The sequence below is a fragment of the Gilliamella sp. B2887 genome (assembly GCF_026537015.1).
In the GTDB taxonomy this organism is placed as follows: domain Bacteria; phylum Pseudomonadota; class Gammaproteobacteria; order Enterobacterales; family Orbaceae; genus Gilliamella.
This window is the reverse complement of record NZ_JAFNMX010000016.1, coordinates 25039-44712: the sequence shown is the minus strand read 5'-3', so window position 1 is coordinate 44712 and position 19674 is coordinate 25039. Positions and strand designations below refer to the sequence as shown.

At 32.2% G+C, this 19674-nt stretch carries 18 protein-coding genes; 13 read left to right on the top strand and 5 right to left on the bottom strand.

The annotated features are described in order from the left end of the window. Positions 1 to 522 precede the first annotated feature (522 nt). Positions 523 to 1425 carry an AraC family transcriptional regulator gene (locus tag J3U13_RS10895; RefSeq protein WP_267342054.1) on the bottom strand — a complete coding sequence of 301 codons (903 nt, stop codon included), beginning with the start codon at positions 1423 to 1425 and terminating at the stop codon, positions 523 to 525. A 253-nt stretch (positions 1426 to 1678) separates the two neighbouring features. Here J3U13_RS10895 and J3U13_RS10890 point away from each other — a divergent pair, with 253 nt between their 5' ends. From J3U13_RS10890 to J3U13_RS10865, 6 genes are all read left to right on the top strand, one after another. After that, positions 1679 to 2299, top strand: a complete 621-nt coding sequence (locus tag J3U13_RS10890) for a carboxymuconolactone decarboxylase family protein (RefSeq protein WP_267342053.1) — start codon at positions 1679 to 1681, stop codon at positions 2297 to 2299. A gap of 101 nt (positions 2300 to 2400) precedes the next feature. Beyond that, positions 2401 to 2832, top strand: a complete 432-nt coding sequence (locus J3U13_RS10885; protein WP_267342052.1) for a cupin domain-containing protein — start codon at positions 2401 to 2403, stop codon at positions 2830 to 2832. Between the two features lie 42 nt (positions 2833 to 2874). Then, positions 2875 to 3894 (top strand): alpha/beta hydrolase, encoded by a 1020-nt coding sequence (locus tag J3U13_RS10880; protein ID WP_267342051.1) that lies wholly within the window; start codon positions 2875 to 2877, stop codon positions 3892 to 3894. 909 nt (positions 3895 to 4803) lie between these two features. Beyond that, entirely contained in the window at positions 4804 to 5325 is a 522-nt protein-coding gene (locus tag J3U13_RS10875) for an SMI1/KNR4 family protein (RefSeq protein ID WP_267342050.1), read from the top strand. 586 nt (positions 5326 to 5911) lie between these two features. Continuing rightward, positions 5912 to 6118 carry a hypothetical protein gene (locus J3U13_RS10870; RefSeq protein WP_267342049.1) on the top strand — a complete coding sequence of 69 codons (207 nt, stop codon included), beginning with the start codon at positions 5912 to 5914 and terminating at the stop codon, positions 6116 to 6118. A gap of 271 nt (positions 6119 to 6389) precedes the next feature. Beyond that, a complete protein-coding gene (locus J3U13_RS10865) occupies positions 6390 to 6815 on the top strand; it encodes a hypothetical protein (protein WP_267342047.1) in 426 nt (141 codons plus the stop codon). 318 nt (positions 6816 to 7133) lie between these two features. Here J3U13_RS10865 and cmoB read toward each other — a convergent pair whose 3' ends face one another. Together cmoB and cmoA are read right to left on the bottom strand one after the other, a co-directional pair. Beyond that, a complete protein-coding gene (cmoB, locus tag J3U13_RS10860) occupies positions 7134 to 8102 on the bottom strand; it encodes a tRNA 5-methoxyuridine(34)/uridine 5-oxyacetic acid(34) synthase CmoB (protein WP_267342046.1) in 969 nt (322 codons plus the stop codon). Positions 8103 to 8132: 30 nt separating this feature from the next. Further along, on the bottom strand, positions 8133 to 8903 hold the full coding sequence (cmoA, locus tag J3U13_RS10855; protein WP_267342045.1) for a carboxy-S-adenosyl-L-methionine synthase CmoA: 771 nt from the start codon (positions 8901 to 8903) through the stop codon (positions 8133 to 8135). A 32-nt stretch (positions 8904 to 8935) separates the two neighbouring features. Here cmoA and J3U13_RS10850 point away from each other — a divergent pair, with 32 nt between their 5' ends. Beyond that, complete coding sequence (locus tag J3U13_RS10850) at positions 8936 to 10105, top strand: metallophosphoesterase (RefSeq protein ID WP_267342044.1); 1170 nt, start codon at positions 8936 to 8938, stop codon at positions 10103 to 10105. An 11-nt stretch (positions 10106 to 10116) separates the two neighbouring features. Beyond that, positions 10117 to 11199, top strand: coding sequence for a ribonuclease D (gene rnd / locus J3U13_RS10845; protein ID WP_267342042.1), 1083 nt, complete (start codon positions 10117 to 10119; stop codon positions 11197 to 11199). Positions 11200 to 11225: 26 nt separating this feature from the next. On the opposite strand, the gene J3U13_RS10840 is transcribed toward rnd, so the two are convergent. Continuing rightward, the gene (locus J3U13_RS10840; protein WP_267342041.1) at positions 11226 to 11918 is read right to left on the bottom strand and encodes a 5'-methylthioadenosine/adenosylhomocysteine nucleosidase; all 693 of its coding nucleotides are present in this window, start codon (positions 11916 to 11918) and stop codon (positions 11226 to 11228) included. A gap of 86 nt (positions 11919 to 12004) precedes the next feature. Here J3U13_RS10840 and J3U13_RS10835 point away from each other — a divergent pair, with 86 nt between their 5' ends. Both J3U13_RS10835 and J3U13_RS10830 read left to right on the top strand, forming a co-directional pair. Further along, a complete protein-coding gene (locus J3U13_RS10835) occupies positions 12005 to 12790 on the top strand; it encodes an SDR family oxidoreductase (protein ID WP_267342040.1) in 786 nt (261 codons plus the stop codon). 27 nt (positions 12791 to 12817) lie between these two features. Then, a complete protein-coding gene (locus J3U13_RS10830) occupies positions 12818 to 13687 on the top strand; it encodes a co-chaperone YbbN (protein WP_267342039.1) in 870 nt (289 codons plus the stop codon). 249 nt (positions 13688 to 13936) lie between these two features. On the opposite strand, the gene map is transcribed toward J3U13_RS10830, so the two are convergent. Continuing rightward, the gene (gene map, locus J3U13_RS10825) at positions 13937 to 14725 is read right to left on the bottom strand and encodes a type I methionyl aminopeptidase (protein ID WP_267342038.1); all 789 of its coding nucleotides are present in this window, start codon (positions 14723 to 14725) and stop codon (positions 13937 to 13939) included. A 216-nt stretch (positions 14726 to 14941) separates the two neighbouring features. Here map and rlmC point away from each other — a divergent pair, with 216 nt between their 5' ends. The 3 genes from rlmC to J3U13_RS10810 all read left to right on the top strand — a co-directional run bounded on the left by rlmC (position 14942) and on the right by J3U13_RS10810 (position 19499). Then, a complete protein-coding gene (gene rlmC, locus J3U13_RS10820; protein WP_267342037.1) occupies positions 14942 to 16087 on the top strand; it encodes a 23S rRNA (uracil(747)-C(5))-methyltransferase RlmC in 1146 nt (381 codons plus the stop codon). A 300-nt stretch (positions 16088 to 16387) separates the two neighbouring features. Beyond that, entirely contained in the window at positions 16388 to 18583 is a 2196-nt protein-coding gene (locus J3U13_RS10815; protein WP_267342035.1) for a TonB-dependent hemoglobin/transferrin/lactoferrin family receptor, read from the top strand. Positions 18584 to 18974: 391 nt separating this feature from the next. After that, the gene (locus J3U13_RS10810) at positions 18975 to 19499 is read left to right on the top strand and encodes a HugZ family protein (RefSeq protein WP_267342034.1); all 525 of its coding nucleotides are present in this window, start codon (positions 18975 to 18977) and stop codon (positions 19497 to 19499) included. Positions 19500 to 19674: the final 175 nt, after the last annotated feature.

Sequence of the window (19674 nt, the reverse complement as noted above, 5' to 3'; positions counted from 1 at the left end):
TGATGAATTGAAAATAGTTGTCTATCATTCAACAAACTTTTACTGGACAGAGACTTCAAATGCAGTCAATTGTATGAACCGTTTTTACCGGATTTTATTTTTACGGGGGGAGGTGGCGAATTTCTAAAAGTTTTGTCACCTAAACCACTCGTAATGGTTTAGTTTCATCATTAATAGAAATCTTCTTATAATAAAAAAGAAAATTCGAATGGAAAGGGCAATCAGAGAATGATGATGGCTATTGTTTGAGCTTAATTTCTCCAATTACAGCTTATTCAAATAACTCACATCTAGAATGGTTATTTGATCCAGATCCTGCGTATAACATCATACCATCCATACTTGAGAAGTTATGTAGTAATGCATCAGAATCTAAAATTGTAAGGTTAGCTGTATCAGTTGTTCCATTTTAGGCTAATGCCAGAGAGATTCGAGTTAATGCAATAGAGCGTAAATTATGATATTTAGCATATGCCGGTAATATTAGCTTTTCTAATTAACACATTCTAACTTAGCTCTAATTTAGACCTTTCGAGAACCTTTGCGTATTTTTAGCACATCTTGCAAGGGTGTTTGGTTGAATAAGTTTTTATATTCTCGATTAAATTGTGTTGCACTTTCGTAACCGACTTTTAAACTCGCTTGAATCGCTGTCATATTCTCGCTGACCATTAAACGCCGACCTTCATGTAATCTAAGTTGTTTTTGAAACTGCAATGGGCTTAAACTTGTTAATTTTTTAAAATGACGATAAAAGCTAGAGAGTGACATATTCGCTTGATTGGCTAATTGTTCCATTTTTATCGGCTCTCTAAAATGTTCTTTTAGCCAATCTATCGTATTCGCAATACGATAACTTCTTGTTTCTGGCATACAAATTGATATTAGCGCTTCACCAAATGGACCGATTAAGAGTAGATAATGAATTTCTTTTATGATTAGTGGTGCTAAAACCGAAATTTGTTCAGGTTTATCCAGCAACTTAAGCAATCGATAAAAAGCATTGATTAGATCATCTTCCGCCTTTGAGATAATAATACCATTAAAACTTTGTAGCGAAGGTTTATTTAATTCCGGGTATTGTATTAATAACTCTTTAATTAAATTATTATCAATCAAAAGTGACAATGAAAGGAATGGGGCGTTTGTCGTCGCATTTTTAATTGTGTTTATCGTTGGAATATCAATCGAGGTTATAAGATAATCACCTTCTTTATAATGATAAAGTTTGGTGCCAAGCAGAGAGCTTTTTTCACCTTGTATTATCATTGTGATCATAGGTTGATAAAAACAATTTTCTAAACAAATATCTTTATTTTTGCCAACTTCACGCCTATAAATGCCAAAGTTTTTAATTTGTGTTGGATAGTCACCCACAGTTGGCATTCTTTTTAGCATTATTTTTTTAATTTCTTTTTTTAACATAGAGATTTCTCTATTTATTTAGATTTCTCTATTAGCATATGATTTCTGATAGGATTAGGCAACTTTTTGGCAGGATCGGCTCTATTGGATATTATTATCAGATCTTATAATAATCAAAAACGAAGTGAAATACATTCGTATCAGTATCTAACATTAATAAATTATCTATCATTTTTAGTCGCACTTAATAGTCAAAATCTAGGGTGGTTAGCAAAAGTTTGCAGTATTAACTAATTGTTTAAGGGCAAAGGCTATGAATATTTTAACACCAAAACAAGGATCGATTGTTACTATTTCCGCTTTTATGTCTAAAGGCGATATGATTGGCTTAAAGCAAGCTTTCATTGATGGATTGAATCAAGGATTAACCATCAATGAAATTAAAGAAATTTTAGTTCAACTTTATGCCTATGTAGGTTTTCCAAGAAGTTTAAATGGTTTGAGTGCCTTTAAAGCGCTACTAGAAGAACGTCAAAAAGAAGGCATTACTGACACAGTTGGTTCTACTTCGGCACCATTACCGACTAATTTAAGCGCTTTAGAATTTGGTACAAAAATTCAAACAAAAGTTGTAGGCAAACCGGTTACGGGTGGCATTATGGATTTTTCACCTACTATTGATCAATTTTTAAAAGCCCATCTTTTTGGCGATATTTTTGGTCGAGATATTTTGAGTTATGAAGATAGAGAGATAGCGACATTAGCGGCGCTATCAACCTTGCAAGGTGCCGATAGTCAGATTAAATCTCATGTTCAAATTGCGCAAAATGTCGGGGTATCTCCCACTCAATTAGATGGCATTGCGAATATTTTAAAATCAAAAATTGGTGAAATCGAATTTGAACGATTCAACCGTACAGTAAAAGGCCAATAAAAAATTACAACCAAATGGATATAGTAAATATATCCATGTTTCACAAAATAAGTTTTATTACACAGATAGCTTTAAATCATTTCCTGACGAGGATAGTTATTATGAAAATAATCAGTCAATCTGAATTTGAAAAACATAATTTATTTGGACAGGGTGAGCCGAATGTAAATTATGCTAAATATTTTATTGGTCAATCTTATCTAAATTTATTAACAGCAAAGTCTCCTTTATTAGTTTCAAATGTCACATTTGAACCTGGCTGTCGAAATAATTGGCATATTCATCATGCATCACAAGGTGGGGGGCAAATTTTATTATGTATAGCTGGTAGCGGTTGGTATCAAAAATATGGGGATAAGCCCATAAGTTTAGAGCCCGGTATGGTTATCACCATTCCTGCGAATGTAAAACATTGGCATGGCGCTAAAGTTGACTCATGGTTTAGCCATATCGCTATCGAAGTGCCGGGTGAGGATACCTATAATGAATGGTGTGAAGCGGTATCTGAAGAAGATTTCCAAAAATTATGCTAATTAATTAGATTTAAAACATTAATTTCAATGTGAGATATTGACATGAATGATATACATTCTCAAATTACAGTTCCACCTCAGACAATTCAGTTAGAACAATGTTGGGATAAGATTTTTCTGCAAAGTGATAAAGTTGAGCATTTTAAAGTCACGTTTAAAAATCGTTATGGCATTACGCTTGCCGCAGATCTATATCGCCCAAAAAACAGCCCAGATAAATTATCTGCTATTGTTGTCGCAGGACCATTTGGCGCCGTAAAAGAGCAGGTATCAGGTTTTTATGCGCAAACTCTAGCAGAGCGAGGATTTATTGCTTTGGCATTTGATCCCTCTTTTACTGGTGAAAGCAGTGGGTTACCGCGTAATCAAGCATCAGTTGAAATCAATACCGAAGATTTTAGTGCCGCTATTGATTATCTTGGATCTATAGATTGCGTTGAGCGGGAGCACATTGGCATTTTGGGGATTTGTGGTTGGGGTGGTATGGCTTTAAATGCCCCATCGATTGATACACGAATTAAAGCAGTAGCAACCGTTGTCATGTACGATATGAGTCGAGTTATTTCTAAAGGTTATAATGATAGCATGACAGAAGGGCAACGATTAGCAATGAAACAGTCATTGAATAATAGCCGTTGGGACGATTCACAAAATAGTTATGCCACGTTGAATCCAAGAAACAACATTACCGTTGATCAAATCACGGATGAAACACCACAATTTATTGCAGATTATTCTCTTTTTTATACCACTAAACGTGGTTTTCATATTCGTTCTGTCAATTCAAATCCGAATGGTTCATGGGTGTTAAGTATGCCACTTTCATTTATTAATCAGTCGTTATTGAATCATGCCCATGAAATTGAGTGCCCAACATTAATTATCGCCGGTGAAAAAGCGCATTCTCGTTACTTTTCAGAAGATGCGTTTAAAATGGTTGGCAGTAAAAATAAAGAATTAATGATTATTCCTAATGCGGTGCATACTGATTTATATGATAATACCACCAATAAAATTCCCTTTGATAAATTAGAACATTTTTTTAAAGATAGTTTGATATGAGATTTGTTATAAATGTCTGTATTAAATACTATTTACATTGAAATACAGTAAGTTAACAGTATAATTAATTTATTATTTTAACGGTAAAAAATGAGAGAAATTCATAGATAGTTTTAAGTAAATTATGCTCAAATTCTGCTGATAAAATAAATACATATTTATTGCGGTTTGCTATGGCTTTAAAATACTTGCTCATGATGATATGTTCTTTTTCATTTTAGCGCTATTTTCAAATGTCTTTCAAGGTACCAGTAAAAAATGCAGTACAGGAAAAATGTAATAAACACAAAGTAAAAATTTTAAGTCATATTTTGAAAGTGTTTTCAATTATATTTAAAATCGAATTTGTTTTAAAAATTTGCTAGCCTCAATTTGATAAATCGTAGAAAAAAAGTATAGTGATGTTAATATAACTATATGTAATAACAATGAATGTTTATTCATTTCTTTCAACATATTAATCCTGATTAAATAGAACAAAATTTATACTTTTTACTTAATATACATAATATACACAATTATAAGTGCACATAATCCTAATTTTTAAGTAAATTCTAGAATTTATAAAAATACATTTTCTTTAATTTTCCAAATAATCAGAAACGGAAAAAATACATCCCAGTTTTTTGTTAAAATCAGTTTAGCTAAATACTTTGAACTGTGACAAATTTATCATCAATTTGATTGTAAATTTACAAAATTATCGATAGTAGCTCCCAATATCATTTTTTTGTCATTATCTTTTACTCTCAGAATAGATTTCGTTATTTATATGATTTATAATGTTTTTATAGAAATGCAAAATACTGCATATTTGAATATAGTAATATTAAAATTGAACAAGTCATAGGGTGATTACCATAGGAAAGTTAACTAGTTAACTAGTTAACATAATAAAGGAAATGTAAAATGGCATTGATACTTGAGAATAGTCAACAAAAATTAACCTACGATGATATTATTGAATTTAACCGATTATTTGATGAAAAAATTCCCTCTTCTTTTCTCGATTTTTTCCATGAATTTAATGGCGGTGATTTTCCTAACGTAAATGATCATAATTGTGAATATTTGAGTGGTTTTTATAGCATAAAATATGGCAATTCGACTATCACTAGAATTTATAATGAATTTTTGTTAAATAATCCAGAATTGCAATTCATGTTACCTTTTGCTTATGATCATAATCTTAATAGTTATCTCATCTCATTAAAAGAGGAAGATTATGGAACTATTTATTTATGGTCAAATGAAGCGCAGGGCATAGCTCATGTTTCAGATTCCTTTGATGATTTTATTCAATTATTTGATCAATTTATCGATGGAGTTAAGATAAAACAAGTCAGTAATAATATAAAAAATCGGTTAATGCAAACCTTTATCATAGTCGGAACCATTTTAATTGCTTGGTTTATTTTTTTGAAAAAATAAACAATTATATTTGTTTACCTTACAGCAGATTTCTTGCAATACCGCAATATCGGGATTACAAATCATTGTTATTTCCCATTGTACGGTATTTTGTATACGGGTAAGGAGTTTGATCTTTATCGGTCATTACTGCGACTTTGAGGGGTTGAAGCGACAGCATTGCTACCTGTAACCAAGGATTAACGTTTTATTGTATTATTATTGCACAAATTTTGTTGGCAATTAGATGATAATTTAAAAAATGGTTCTGTTTGTTCAGCTAGACAAGAATAGATAATTGGAGAGTATTATTAACCGTTGGTACATAATTCATCGTTACTGGTTTTATGGCGGTAAAAGTTATTAATTATTATAATGGATAAATTGTGAACGGCTTCCATAACCAGCATCAATTGATTTAGGTTAACTTATAGAAAATTACTCTTTAATTTATTTGTAAATAAACTATTTTCATAATGCTTAGATAATGAAAATGGACAAAATAAAACCAACTCTTAGCTTGATTTATTGCTGCATCAGCGTTTATATATAGGAGGTGATAAGTGTTGTACTTATCTTTCATATAATTTTACTGGAGGAGCTTATAATGGTACAAAAATTTGCTGCATACGGTAGTGATGTGTCAGCGGGCACTTTCAAATGTGCTGATTGTGGCTATGTATATTCAAATCAGAGTAAAAAATCGTTGCCTCCTTGCCCAGATCATAACAAAAAACCTCATAGTAAAAATGGGTGGTATGTTATGTCTGGTCAAGGTGATTCAGTTAAAGATCCTCACCCAAATAAGAAATAACTTTTTTTGTTATAATTTAAGGTAACCAATGTGTTACCTTTTTTATTTTGAATGCACGCCATTGCTATAATTCTTAAATACCCTTTTTATTCTTAAATTTTGTGTAATATAATTATCATTTTGTATTTATTTAAGTAAAAACATTAAAATTTGCTAATAAAAATAAAGCATTACTCTTATTTACCGAAGAATATAGGCATGCACAGGCTGAGAGAAGCATAAACTTCACCGTAATAAGAGGAGTGATAAAGTAGGATTAAAGGATAAAATAATGAGAAATTTGTTTAAATTAATCGTTTTAGGTGCTGGTGTGATGTTTTTTTCATCCGTTTATAGCAATAATGATTTGCCTTTGGTTAATAAAGTAAGTTTAGCAATTGTTGAAAGCGCCAAAAGATCCCTATTAGGTGAAAAAGGAAAATTTCCCTTTAAAACCGAAGATGGAACTGAAATTACTAATATTAGCTACAATAGTAATAATATTTTATTTGAATTTAACATCCCATCTGACAGTCAAACCATACTTGCTCAGCATATCGCTGAAGATCTTAGAATGAGATTTAATCAAGAATTTTGTCATAATGAAGATTTGATTAATGTACTGAATTATTACGATATCCATTTTTTATTCCGCTTTAAATATACTGATCATCGAAATGTACCAGCAATACTTTCGATTAAAGAAATTTGTCAATGAAATGAACTAACTTCAAAATAATCTCTATTAATTCGATGGTTATAAAACTGGTTTGGTAAGTTGATAATGAAAGGTATGGATTAAAATTTAATAAATAAAGTGATTTTATACTTAAACGTATAGTTCACCTCAAACTTTTTTACAAATTTTTCATGATTTTTGAAATAATCCAAATAGCAATAGGGAACATCATTGGTTAGTAAACCTCATTTTCATCTTGTCGAACCTAAAAATCAGTGTTATTCAAATTAATCATTTACCCCCTCATCATTATTATTAGATAAGGGGGACTAAAAGAGGGAGTTTGAGTGACAAACGTTACTTCTTAGCTACAAAAACTGCCCGCATTGGTGCTGGGTAGCCTTCAATGGTTTTACTTGAATCGTTTGGATCTAAGAAATCCGCTAATGAATCTGAAGTCATCCAGTCAGTTTTACGTTGTTCATCCAAACTTGTTACTGATTTATCAACCATCTTAATCTCAGAAAATCCACATTTGTGTAACCAATTCATCATAGTTGGTACCGATGGAATAAAGTAGACATTGCGCATTTGAGCATAACGTTCACCTGGCATTAATGCTTCATGTAGCTCACCATCGATAACTAAAGTTTCAAGTATTAGCTGCCCACCATCAACCAATTGATCTTTCAATTGAAATAGATGATCCAAAGGAGAACGTCTGTGATATAAAACCCCCATTGAAAAAACCGTATCAAAAGCATTGAGTTTAGGCAACTCTTCAATGCCAAGCGGTAATAAATGTGCACGTTGATCATTACCCAACAATTTCCGAATAGCTTCAAATTGACAAAGGTAAAGTGCCACAGGATCAATACCAACCGCTAGTTTTGCGCCTGCGCCAACCATTCGCCATAAATGATAGCCACTATTGCATCCCACATCCAATACAGTTTGTCCTTCAAGATTATTAATATGAGTAATTAACCGTTCCCATTTCCAATCTGAACGCCATTCAGTATCGACATTAATACCGTAAAGATGAAAAGGACCTTTACGCCAAGGCATCATATTCTTAAGCAATTGAGTTATACGTTGTTGGTGACCGTCTGAAATGGGGTGGTTACTTTCGACCGTGACACTGTTTAATAGATCAATTTGATGAGGTTCGATCACAGGTAAATGTTTGACGCTATTGACCCATTGATTAAAACGGTTATCAATATTATTTTTTTGCCAATTGGCAAGTTGTGCAGGTAAGACTTCAAGCCATTTGTTAAGTTTATTTTTTGCGATAATCTGGTAAAAATCACCAAAATCAATCATTCTTTTTCCCTTTTTTTATAAATTAATGCGTTACTTAATGGCAATTATTGAGCCAAAATTGAAACATTGAAACCAAGTGTCAATGTGTTTAAAACCCGCATCGGATAGACGCTTTTTATGGATTTCGATGGTATCAGTTAGCATAACGTTTTCTAGCATATTACGCTTTTGACTAATTTCCAGTTCACTATAACCATTTGCACGTTTAAAATCATGGTGCATATTAAACAGCAATTCATCAACGGTTGAATCATTAAAGCTAAATTTTTCGGACAGCACTAAAACACCGTTAGGTTTCAATGCTTGATAGATTTTATTTAAAACTTGTTGGCGGTTTTCTGGTGTTAAAAATTGTAAAGTAAAATTGAGTACGACCATTGAGGCATTTCGAATTTCAATATTGCAAATATCGTCACAAATCACATCGACAGGAGTATCAGCTTTATAAGATTCGATATGTCTTTTACAACGTTCAACCATTGGCTGTGAATTATCAACAGCAATAATACGACAGTTTTTATTATTGACATTACGACGAATGGATAGGGTTGCTGCTCCTAATGAACAACCTAAATCGTAAACTTTTGAATTAGGCTGAACAAATCTTTCTGCGAGCATACCAATCATGGAAATAATATTTGAATAACCCGGTACTGAACGTTGAACCATATCAGGAAATACTTCAGCCACTTTTTCATCGAATGTCCAATCGCCTAACTTATCAATTGGTGTGGAAAATAATTGGTCTTTTTTAATATCCATAAAACTTATTAGCGCTAATGAAATAAATTCTGTTATCATAACATTTTTTGAGTTCTATTGTTTGGATAATTATGACTATTGCAGATCTCATAGCCATTTCTATCGCTATCATCATGTGTGGCTCAATGGCTGTCTATTTAGGAAAACGATGGCAATTTTGGTTTAACTTTTCTTTAACAAGTTATTATCAAATGGCTTATTGGACAGTTGTTGTTATGGTGGGATTATCTTTAGTTTTATCAAGATTATCTGAAAGCATTTCTACTTATTGGTTACCCCTAATTTTAAATGCCGTTAGTGCGATAATGATTTGCTGTCTTTTAGTTACAATACTATTTGATATTGGGCGCTGGATCAGTAAAAAAAAATTAAAACCTCAATTAACAACTAAATTTGTCTATTTTATCGCTGTGTTTTCATTATGTTATTATGGTCATGAAATGGCGATAGAGCCTAGTATAGTTAACTACCAAGTTAAAATTGATAAAAAGGCAAAGGTTAATAAACTGCGTATTGTGCAACTGAGTGATATACACATTAATGACATGACTTTTCCTGATAGGATTCAACAAATGGTTGATAAGGTAAATCAGCTCAATGCGGATTTTATTGTCATTACAGGCGATACATTGGATAGACAGCTAAAACCCTTTGTAGATAAAGGTTTTAATAAGCAATTTCAAAGGTTTGAGTCAAAATATGGTACGTATATTATTTTTGGTAATCATGAATATTTGAATATTAAACACGAAAGCAATCATGAACAAGATATTATCAATGCTTATGAACAAGCCAATATGAAAGTTTTAAAAGATGATGTAGTTTATCTTGAGGAAGTAGGTATTACATTCATCGGTCGGGATGATTTTTCTTCTTCGCGTTATGATATTAAACGAGCATCATTATCAGACCTTATAATGTTTGCTGATACGAATAAACCAATAATATTGTTGGATCATCAACCACATGATCTAAATGAACCCGCAAATTTAGGTGTCGATTTAATGATTTCCGGACATACTCATGCTGGGCAAATATTTCCTATTAACCTTATTGAAAAATTAATCTATCAAAACAGTTATGGGATATATAAAAATATAAAACAGAATTTTACTAGCATTGTAAGTAGTGGATTTGGCTTTTGGGGACCTCCCATTCGACTAATGACACGTTCCGAAATAGTGGAGATTGAGGTAATTTTTAATAAAAAATCCACTCAATTAATCAATTTTTCTCAATAGGAATTTAAAGTTTGTCTTATCAATATATTGTTAATAATGATCAGTTAATTGATTATTGTTTAAAAATCGAAAACAGTACCGCTTTAGCTTTGGATACTGAGTTTGTTCGTACCCGAACGTTCTATCCTCATTTAGGACTTTTACAAGTTTTTAATGGTCAATACGCAGCACTCATTGATCCGATTAATATTACTGATTGGCAAGCTTTTTTGAACATTTTAACTAATTCTAATATTGAAAAATATTTTCATTCGTGCAGCGAAGATCTTGAAGTTTTTTTTCATCAATTTGGTTCCATTCCAACACCTATTATCGATAGCCAAATATTGGCTTCTTTTTTGGATAATCCATTAAGTAGTGGTTATGCAAACCTAGTTAATAAATATTTACAGGTAGATCTCGATAAAAGTGAAACGAGAACTGATTGGTTAAAAAGACCATTGACGGATAAACAGTGTGACTATGCAATTAATGATGTGTTGTATTTGTACCCCTTAATCCCTATTTTGAAAGCACAATTAAGTTCAAAAGGGTATTTAGAATCAGCTTATCAAGAGTGCCAAATGGTCATTGCCCGTAAATGTCAAACAACAGATCCAAATGATGCTTATTTAAATATCAAGAACAGCTGGCAATTAAAAGGGCAAAGTCTCGGGCAATTATATAAATTGGCTCGTTGGCGTTATGAATTGGCGAAAGAACAAGATATCGCACTGAATTTTGTTGTGCATGAAAAGACATTATGGAACATCGCTCGATATTCACCAACATCATTAGTTCAACTTGGTACTTTGGGTTTAAAAGGTAAAGAAATTCGTTTATATGGTCAAAAAATATTAAATATTTTGTCAGAACCGGTTCCACAATTATCGCCAATTTGTAGGGTAAGCAGTTATCCTGATTATAAAAAAATCAGTGATGAATTAAAACAAGTCGCACAAGATATTTGTACTCATACGGGGCTTAATCAAGATTTATTACTATCACGGCGGTTGATTAATCAATATGTAAAATGGCAAGCGGACAAAAAGGGCAATCAACCAGAATTGTTATCTGGTTGGAGAGGGAACTTATTTAAACAATACGGTTTATAACCTTATTAAATACCGGTTATGAGCATTTAAGCAAGCTCACTTAACATTGATTCAACAATCAATGATGATTGAGTTGCGGCTAATTTTAAAAAAGATTGGAAATCAACTGCAGATTCACTATCTCCATTATCTGAAATCGCACGAACTACAACAAAGGGAATTTTAAATAACCAACAAACGTGTCCAATTGCTGCTGCTTCCATTTCAACCGCAATTGCGTCAGGGAAGGTTTGCTTTATTCTTTCTAAATTGGATTTACCATTAATAAAAGCATCACCACTTCCAATTGATCCTTCAACAGCATTAACACCCTGTTTTTGGATGCAGGTTTTGGCTAATAATTGATACTTTGGATCAGCTTTAAAAGTGACAGGGCAACCGGACATTTGACCTGGTTTATAACTAAAAGCGGTTAAATCAACATCATGGTAAAATACATCTCTCGAAACAATAATATCTCCAATGTTTAGTTCAGAAGAGAGTCCTCCTGCTGATCCAGTATTGATTACAGCATCAACTTGATAATTATTTAATAATAATGTAGTGCCAGAAGCTGCAGCTACTTTACCAATACCCGATTGCAGTAAAACAATTTCACAATTTGCGATTTTTCCAAGATGAAAGTCACATCCTAAATGGCGTTCGACATGGTAATGGGTTATTTTGCTTTTGAGTATAGTAACTTCTTCTTCCATTGCTGCAATAATGGCAATTTTCATCTGATCCTCTTGGCTTACATTGAGTAACTTGAATTTAGATGTGCTATCATAATTGCAATAAACAAACTTGACAATATGTGAATATAATGGAGCAAACAAAATTGCGAACGATTTTTATTACTGGTTGTTCTAGTGGAATTGGCTTAATTTCCGCTACTGCCTTAAAAAAACGTGGATATCGTGTCATTACCTCATGCCGTAAAGAATCCGATCAGAGAAAACTTATTGAGCAAGGTTTTGAATGTATTTTGCTTGATCTAGACAATCCTCAATCAGTTAATCGAGCTGCACAAGAAGTATTGGCATTAACTGAGGGTAAGTTATTTGCCTTATTCAATAACGCTGGTTTTGGGCTTTATGGACGATTAAACACGATGAATCGAGAGCAGTTAGAATCACAATTTTCGACTAATTTTTTTGCAGTGCATCAGTTAACTCAGTTGCTATTGCCAGCCATGTTATCACAAAATACAGGTCGAATTATTCAAACAAGTTCAATTGTTGGCATTATAGCAACACCAGGCCGAGGTGCTTACAGTGCAAGTAAATATGCATTAGAAGCTTGGTCTGATGTGCTACGATTAGAACTGAGTAATACAAATATTAAAGTTTGTTTAATTGAGCCAGGTCCATTAAACACTCATTTTTCTAATAATGTTAACCAAACAGAAAAAGAAAATATTGTGAAAAATCCTCCGATAGCAAAACGTTTTACTTTGCCTCCTGAAGCGATTTTACCTTATCTGTTTCATGCGTTAGAACATCCAAAACCGAAAATTCGTTACAGGGTAACAAAAGTAACCAAAATTGCTGCCATTGCTAAACGTTTGCTTCCTGACAGATTAATGGATAAAATTTTAAAGAACAAATAATAACTCATCATATTCCCAGGACATAATATGCAAAACCAATTCATTTTTGATGTTAATGAGCAAAATATTCAAAAGATCATTGAAAGCTCTTCTAAAAATCCTGTATTGTTTTATTTTTGGTCTCCTAGGAGCCCAAGTTATGAAGCGATGACAGAAACATTAACGAAATTAGCAAATAAACATCATGGGCAGTTCGTTTTAGCCAGTGTAAACTGTGACGATCAGCAGATGTTAGCTGCACAATTTGGCTTACGCGCTATCCCTACTGTCTATTTATTTCAAAATGGACAACCTGTTGATGGTTTTCAAGGTCCTCAATCAGAGGAAACGATTAGCGCATTTTTAGAGAAAGTCTTACCAAATGAAGATGAACTTAAATTAATTGAAGCACAAACCTTGTTTAATGAAGCCAAATATGAACAGGCTTTACCATTATTAAGACAAGCATGGAAAACCTTGACTGATCATTTAGGTAAACCAAGAACGGATATCGCCTTAATGTTAGTGAAAGCCCAAATAGAACAAAAACAGCTAAGTGAAGCTAAAGAAGTTTTAGCTACAATTCCACTACAAGATCAAGACTCGGATTTTCATGGATTGCAAGCTGAAATTGAATTGCTTGAACAAGCAGCCAACTCACCAGAATTACAACAACTTCAAACTGAATTAACCAATCAGCCTGATAATGTTGAACTGATGATTCAATTATCATCTCAATTAATGCAGGTTGGGCGGCATGAAGAAGCACTTGAGTTATTATTTAAACCATTAACTCAAGATCTCAATGCGGGAGAAGGGCAAGTAAAAAAAACCTTACTTGATTTGCTTGCGGCTTTGGGAACGAGCAATCCTTTAGCAAGTGTTTATCGTCGTAAACTTTATACCCTGTTATATTAATTTTCATTAAATCGAAGCCCAAATGACTTTTTGTTTTTTTATGTGATTACTTTAACTATTTTAACCTTGGTTGTACAATAAATTGACAGTGTCGACCTTTATAAAGATTGTATAAAAGTAAAATATCTAAAAGTAAAGTTAATGGATTAAATAAAACAGGAATGAAATAGATTAAATCTAAGATATTCAGAATAAATTTATTGAAGTGAAGAGATTCAACAATGATAATATTGTTGAATCTTTTTTATTTTAATGTTCAATAATTCGTGGAAAATCCTCATTGCTACGCAATGTTAAAATTTCAACACCGTTATCCGTCACTAAAAGAGTATGTTCATATTGGGCAGAAAGTCCACGGTCTTTCGTTTTTACTGTCCAACCATCTTTCATTGTGCGAGTTCGCCAACCTCCGGTATTCACCATTGGTTCAATTGTAAAGGTCATTCCTGACTTCAAAATCACTCCACCATCATCAGCATCATAATGCAGAACTTGTGGTTCGTCGTGATATACTTCGCCAATGCCATGCCCACAATATTCGCGGACTGATGAAAAACCGAATTTATCAACATATTTTTGAATTGTCTTACCAATTTCTTTTAGACGAATACCAGGTTTGATAATTTTTATCGCTTCATATAAACTTTGTTGAGTTACTTGGCAAAGTTTTTCACCTGCGACCGTGGGTTTACCTGCTATATACATTCTAGAAGTATCACCATGATAACCATCTTTAATGACAGTTACGTCAATATTCAAAATATCCCCATCTTTTAATTTTTTATCAAAGCTTGGAATACCATGACAAACGACATCATTGATTGAAATGCAAGTAGTATGTTGGTAACCACTATAACCAATATTGGCGGGAATAGCTTTTTGAACATTGACAATATATTCGTAACAGATTTTATCAAGCTCACCAGTACTAATACCTGGTTTAACATAAGGTTCAATCATTTCTAAAACTTCAGCAGCAAGCTTACCTGCTACACGCATTTTTTCAATTTCTGCGGGGGTTTTTAACTTAATAGACATTAAAGTGTTCCTGTAATTTTCATGGCAATATCCTATCATATACCGTTGTTTCGTCAAATCATCGCGATTAATAAATTAGTTTAATGAATTAAATACATAATTTTTCTGTAAAGAAGTTTCAGGTTAATGCTGTGTTTTAGTATAAAATTGAAAACTAATATTTATTAGCAAAGTTTAAGTATATAATTATTGATTATAAAAAAAGGTTATATAGTGATGCAATGTAGTTATTATCAACAAAGTAAATGTTCATCTTGTCAGTGGATCAAATATCCATATCTCACTCAACTTAATATGAAACAAAATGAAATTTTAAATCAGTTAATTTCATTCAAACCTTTGGAAGTTCAATCTCCTTTTGCTGGTAGCGAAACAGCTTTCCGTAATAAAGCTAAAATGGCTGTGCTTGGCACGGTAGAAAAACCGATTTTAGGTATTCAAAATGGCGATGAAAACGTTGATTTGTGTGATTGTCCTCTTTACACTCACAGTATGCAAAGCATTCTTAAAATTGTACGCAGTTATATTCGCAAACAAGGCTTAGTACCTTATAATATTAATAAGCGGAAAGGCGAATTAAAATTTATTATTATCAATGAGAGTGTCAGTGATGGCGAGCATAAATATATGCTAAGGTTCGTTGTAAAATCAGATAAATTCGTTCAAAAAATAAAAAATACTTATGAACAATTACAAGATAAAATTAGAAATCTTCTTGTTGTCTCAATCAATATTCAACCTGAACATGCGGCAATTTTAGAAGGCAGTGAAGAAATTATTCTGACTGATAACGCCTTTTTACCTATGATGTTAAATCATATTCCTCTTTATATTAAGCCAAAAAGCTTTTTTCAAACAAATACGTATATTGCAGAAAGTCTCTATAAAACAGCGAGTGCATGGGTTGCAAGTTTGCAGATTAATTCAATTTGGGATCTTTTTTGTGGTGTAGGGGGCTTTGGTTTAAGTTGTGTCAATAATGCTACATCAAATGATATCAAATTAACAGGTATTGAAATTAATTCTGATGCAATAGAGTGTGCAACAAAAACAGCAGAAATTTTAGATTTTAAACATTTGACATTCAAATCACTTGATGCAACGCACTACGCCATTGCGACACAAGATATACCCGATTTAGTACTACTTAACCCTCCTCGTCGTGGAGCAGGTAAAGATTTGATGCAATACTTAGAACGTGTTAAACCAAACTATGTTTTATACTCTAGCTGTAATTTGACCTCCTTAACTGAGGATTTAAGACATTTAACCCATTATCAAATATTAAAAGTTCAGTTATTTGATATGTTTCCTCATACATCACATATGGAAATTTTAGTTTTACTAGCGAAAAAAATTTAATTCGATTTTGATTAGTCGGTAATGGCTAATCAATGTTCTTCAAATTTATTTTCCTTATTGATTTTAAAGAATTTAACAGTAATGACACTTTTATTTTAATAATTTAATCATACTTTTGCGCATCTTTATAATTAAACTTTTCTTTGTTAATCCATTTCACATTACAAGTATTTAATACAAACAAAAATGATAATAATTATTATTATCATTGATTGCCATTAAAAAATTTGTTAGATTAATAGAAAAATATGATAAATATCAAAATTTGGACCATTAATTAATATGTTTTATGGTGTCAGGATGAAAGTAAATAATATTTTTTTAACGTTCTTTATAGCTTCAATATCCTTGCCAGTATTTGCGGATACAGATGAATTGGAAACGATTACTGTGACAGCTAGTCGACAAAAAAAAGCAAAATTAACCATTCCTGAAACCGTTGATATCATCAGTAAAAAGACTATTGATGATCATCAAATGACAACAATGGAAGATTTAGTCCGTTATCTTCCTGGTATTTCAGTAAATAGACAGACATCTGGAACAGATCCTTTTGGCAATTTGGGCGGGATCCGAATTCGAGGAATGGCCGGAAATCGGGTACAGTTGCAAGTTGATGGTGCAAGGGTTATCGAAGGATTACAAGACGGTAATCGGAATTTTATCGATTTATCAACAATTAAAAATGTTGAAATTGTGCGTGGACCTGGTTCTGTTTTATGGGGAGCTGATGCATTGGGTGGAGTAGTTGCATTCAAAACTATTGATCCGATGGATGTATTGAAAAATAAACCTTATGCAGTACAAATTAAAGGTGCTTATGATAGCTTAAATAATCAAAATACGAAAACAAGCATGCTCGCATTAGAATTGATGCAAAATTTAGAAGCACTTATCCATTTCAGTCGGCGTGACTACCAAGAAATAACGCTAAAAAAAGCTAAAGCGAATGGCGGTATTTGGGGATGTCCTCGAGGTGAAGAGGCAATCAGATGTAATAAACTGAATCCATTAGATGCTAAAACTGAAAATTTGTTATCAAAATTGGTCTTTCATAATGATAATCATGAAACGAAATTGACTTTTGAAAATTTCCGTTCTAACTCTTTAGTTAAACAATTATACGATTATGGTCTACAATTATCCGGTACCTTTAATGGCGATTTTAAGAGAACACAAATACAGTTAAGAAAGCGTTATGCGATAGAAGACTCCTGGTCTCCAGTTTTTCCTTTTGTAGATCAAATTAAAACGATGATCTCTTTTTCTCCTCAAGAGCGTTACCTAAAATCTCGCCATCAACAAATCGATAGAAAGGGTAATTCCATTTATACTTATATCACTAATGATTATAAAGAGAAATTTTGGCAAATTGATTTACAATTCAGTTCTAATTTTGATCTCTTCGGTACAGAACATGATTTAGTTTATGGATTCCAGGGAGATATTACCCACAGTGATTATCGTAATGAAAATTCAAAAAATGGTATAACAACCATCGGAGGTGGATTTAATTTTGCTAATTCTAAAACTCGACGAGCAGACGTTTATTTGCAAGATGAGTTTTATATAATTACTGAGCGTTTTCAAGTTAAACCTGGCTTACGTTATGCAACCTATAAAATTAAGCCTGAAATTGATAACTATTATTCTATTATTCCAGGAAAAGAGCCACATATATTAACTTCTTATCGCTTGATTCCTCAATTAGGAACAATATTTAACATCACAAATCAATACTCTGTTTATGCCCGCTATGCAGAAGGCTTTAAAATGCCAACTGCTCAACAGTTATATACTTCTTTACCTTCAGTATCGATGAATTTGATCCCTAATCCAAATTTAAAACCCGAAAAAGTTAAATCCTACGAAGTAGGGGTAAGGGGTGATTATTCCAATGGTTGGTTTAGCTTTGGTGCTTTTAAGGCTGACTATAGTAACTTTATTAAAAACTTTATTCGTGTAGGACCTAAAGATTATATGTATAAAAATTTATCAAAAGTAAATCTTTGGGGATTGGAATCATCTACCGAATGGCGGCTTTCAAGTAACTGGACATTAAATACTTCTGCATCTTATCAATATGGTAATAAGCTTGAAAATTTCGGAAAAAAGAAATCCTATTTTAATGAGGCAATGCCTTTACAAGGTACAGTAGAGATTAAATGGCATATTCCTGAATACAATATTGAGACTGAAATACTTGGAACGTTTGCGAAAGCTGTGACACGCGTATCAAAAGATAATTTTGCAAGCGATGAAGTATTTAAACCTAAAGGTTATGCTGTTTATGATGCTTACCTGAATTGGCATTCCAGTAAAACTATCACTTTTAGGGTGTCTGTATTAAATATTTTCGATCGACGTTATTTTAAGTGGCCAATGTTTAGTACTTATTATAAAAATCCACAAGATAATATAAAAGTAACCAATCCGATTGAGCTACAAACTGCACCTGGTAGAAACTTTACTGTTGATGTGGTAATGAATTTTTAACCGAACTTTGGAACAACAAGGGAGCCACCAGTTCAGATTGAAAAGTAAAATAGGTCGCTCAAATTATTTTCTTATTTCCAGAGATTGCACAAAAGTTACTTGATTAAGATTTCAATAGATTCTCTAAAGGCAAAAAACAGCGCTTAATTTTTGCATGGATTGTATTACCTAAACCTGATTGTATATTAATGAATGGAACGGCAAATGCATTAGATAAATATTCAAAACATCGATCACTTAAATTGTTACAAACTAACTCATTAACGAGCAATTTTATTATAATTTCTCATTCAGATAACATTTTATTTCAAATTATGTAAACAATTAATATTATAAAATATGGTGTAATAAGCTAAATAAAATATACAATTAAATCAGATAAGGAGCTTTTATGGCAGAATCCAAAACTAATAACGTTCAAGATACAATAGATAGCTTACATGAAACAGTATTAACAGTTATCCTGTCGACTATAAATAAAGATGGAGAAGTGGAAACCAGCTATTCACCTTATTTTTTTGATGGAAATGATTATTATGTACTTATTTCTAATTTAGCACCACATGCTCAAAATATGAAAACAAATCCTCATATTTCTTTTATTATTATTGATGATGAAGCTAAAACAAAAAATATTTATGCTCGTAAGCGTTTAACTTCTCAAGCAATAGCTGAAATTGTTGATAAAGATTCTAATGTTTTTGAGAAGGTCATCGATCAAATGGCGAAACGAGTCAGTAAAATGGTTTATATGCTTTGTGAAATGAATGATTTTAACTTATTTAAAATTAAACCAATAAAAGGTCGCGTTGTTATTGGTTTCGGTAAAACCTATCTTATCGATCATCAAAACAAAACGATAACGCCTGTCGATGAAACTTATGTTGCTAACCAAAAAAAGCAAAGCGATAATTAGCACATCACAAATTATTTTAAACAATAGAGTCGGTAAATTATCGACTCTATTGACGCTCATTATATTTTTTAAAAGCAGATGAATGTTCATTTGTCGTGTTTATCATTAACAAATCTAATATTATGGAAAAATAGATGAATTGATCTTTTTTGATGAAAATAAACATTAATTTATT